The organism is Brevibacillus nitrificans, assembly GCF_003710965.1.
GTDB classification, from domain to species: domain Bacteria; phylum Bacillota; class Bacilli; order Brevibacillales; family Brevibacillaceae; genus Brevibacillus; species Brevibacillus centrosporus.
This window is the reverse complement of the sequence record NZ_RHHU01000036.1, coordinates 1-2,647: the sequence shown is the minus strand read 5'-3', so window position 1 is coordinate 2,647 and position 2,647 is coordinate 1. Positions and strand designations below refer to the sequence as shown.

At 47.9% G+C, this 2,647-nt stretch carries 1 protein-coding gene and 1 pseudogene; both read left to right on the top strand.

Going from position 1 to position 2,647, the window contains the following annotated elements; genetic code table 11:
* Positions 1–2,200 (top strand): DNA gyrase subunit A (gene gyrA / locus EDM59_RS30785; protein WP_122927074.1); only part of this gene is annotated, 2,200 nt, incomplete at its 5' end.
* 165 nt (positions 2,201–2,365) lie between these two features.
* A pseudogene (locus tag EDM59_RS30780) lies at positions 2,366–2,647 on the top strand (HD-GYP domain-containing protein); the annotation flags it as partial.

Below are 2,647 nucleotides of genomic sequence, written 5' to 3'. Positions count from 1 at the left end.
GGCAATGCGTTATACCGAGTCGCGCTTTTCTAAGATTGCTCTTGAGCTTTTACGCGATATTGATAAAGAAACGGTCAATTTTGTTCCAAACTACGACGGGCGTAAAGAAGAGCCTGCTGTCTTGCCTTCCCGGTTCCCGAACCTTCTGGTCAACGGATCGGGTGGTATTGCCGTGGGTATGGCGACAAATATCCCGCCACATAACCTGATAGAAGTGATCGATGGCGTAACAGCTATGATCGACAACCCGAATATTACTATTCCTGAGCTGATGAGGATCGTGAAAGGTCCTGACTTCCCTACTGCTGGGGAAATTCTCGGCTACAGCGGAATTCGCCGTGCTTACGAAACAGGTCGTGGCTCGATCATCATGCGCGCCAAGACACTAATTGAAGAAGAAAAAGGAAAGCCGCGCATTATTGTGACGGAAATTCCTTATCAAGTCAACAAAGCCAGACTCGTGGAGAAAATCGCTGAGCTGGTTCGTGAAAAGAAAATCGAAGGCATTACCGATTTGCGCGATGAGTCTGACCGCAAAGGGATGCGGATCGTCATGGAGCTGCGTCGCGACGTGATTCCAAAGGTTGTTTTGAACAACCTGTTCAAGCATACCCAAATGCAGACTACCTTTGGCGTGAACATGCTTGCTCTCGTAAATGGTCGTCCACGCGTATTGAATTTGCGCGACATGCTCTTTTACTACTTGGAGCATCAGCGTGAAATTATTCGCAGACGTACGGAATACGATCTGAAGCAAGCAGAAGCACGTGCGCACATCTTGGAAGGTTTGCGTATCGCGCTCGATCATATTGACGAGATCATCAGCCTGATTCGCGCTTCCCAAACAACGGAAGAAGCACGCGATGGACTGATGACCAACTTCAGCTTGAGCTATGAGCAGGCACAGGCGATTCTCGATATGCGTCTGCAACGTCTGACCGGCTTGGAGCGGGAAAAGATCGAAAACGAGTACCAGGAACTGATGGCGAAAATCGCAGAGTTGCGCTCGATCCTCGCAGACGAAGGCAAAATCTACGGCATTATCCGTGATGAGCTTGAGGAAATCAAAGAGAAATTCGGAGATGACCGACGCACAATCATCACGGTTGATGAAAATCATATTGAGGATGCCGACCTGATCCCAGAAGAAGACGTGGTCATTACGCTGACCCATGATGGGTATATCAAGCGACTTCCTGTCTCTACGTACCGGGCGCAAAAGCGCGGAGGACGGGGAATCCAGGGACTGGGTACCAAGGACGATGACTTTGTCGAGCATCTGTACATTACCAATTCCCATGACTACATCATGTTCTTTACGAGCAAAGGGAAGGTATACCGTTTGAAGGGCTTCGAGATTCCAGATCTCAGCCGGACGGCAAAAGGTACGCCGATCATTAACCTGATTCAGATTGAAAAAGGTGAGCGGGTCAGTGCTGTTATTCCGGTGAAGGAGTTTGACCAAGAGCGCTTCCTGTTCTTTGCTACCAAAAAAGGGATTATCAAAAAGACTACACTCGAATCGTACGAGAATATCCGAAAAGGCGGGCTGATTGCGGTCAATCTGCGCGAGGATGACGAGTTGATCGGGGTGCGTCTAACCGATGGTAATCAAGAGATCATCATGGGTACCAAAAACGGTATGTCCGTTCGTTACAAGGAAAGCGATGTCCGTACGATGGGGCGTAATGCTACCGGGGTAAAAGGGATCACGCTGGACGACGACGATGATGTTATCGATATGGACGTAATCAAGCCAAACGCAGAAGTGCTGATCGTTACAGCGAACGGATATGGAAAACGTACTCCAGTAGACGAGTACCGCATCCAAAGCCGCGGCGGTAAAGGAATCAAGACACACAATGTAACCGAGCGTAGTGGACACGTAGTAGGACTGAAAGTAGTGGAACCAGAAGAAGACCTGATGATCATCACGACTTCTGGGATCATTATCCGTACGGAAATGAAGGGGATTTCCGTCATGGGCCGCTATACGCAAGGGGTTAAATTGATCCGTTTGGGAGATAACGAGCAGGTTGGTTCTGTTGCCAAGTGTCCGCCAAATGATGAGGATGAAGAAAACGACGGATTGGAAACGGATGAGGATTTTGGAACAGACGAAATGATCGATGAAGGCGTAGATATGGAAATGGATCCAGCCACAAATGACGATCCGACTGAGCCAAATGAAGAGGAATAATCAGCAGTAAATGAGGGGCACTCCTTTCTTAGAGGGAGTGCCCTTCTCTTTGTAAACTGTAAGTAAAATAGCGATTTTTCCTGCAATTGGTTTCAATCTAATATAAAATTGGGAATAGAGAACTATATACTACTATTTATCATGTTGGAACGGATGGTGACCAGCGTGCCCATCGTGGACGTGAAACAACTGAGTACAGGATCAAAATTAGCGGAAGAAGTACATACAGCATTGGGCGGCTTGCTATTTTCGAAGGGCACAGCGCTCTATGAAAAGGATATCGAATACCTGAACGCCTTTATGATTAAGCAGGTAACGATCGAGGAACAGGAAGAGGCGACAGGGATAGAACCTTCTGTGCAAAAGGAAGCAGTACAACAAGAGGTAGCTGCTGCAAAGGCTCGGAAGGATAGAACCGATCGACCGGAAGCTTTTCAGCAATCTTTT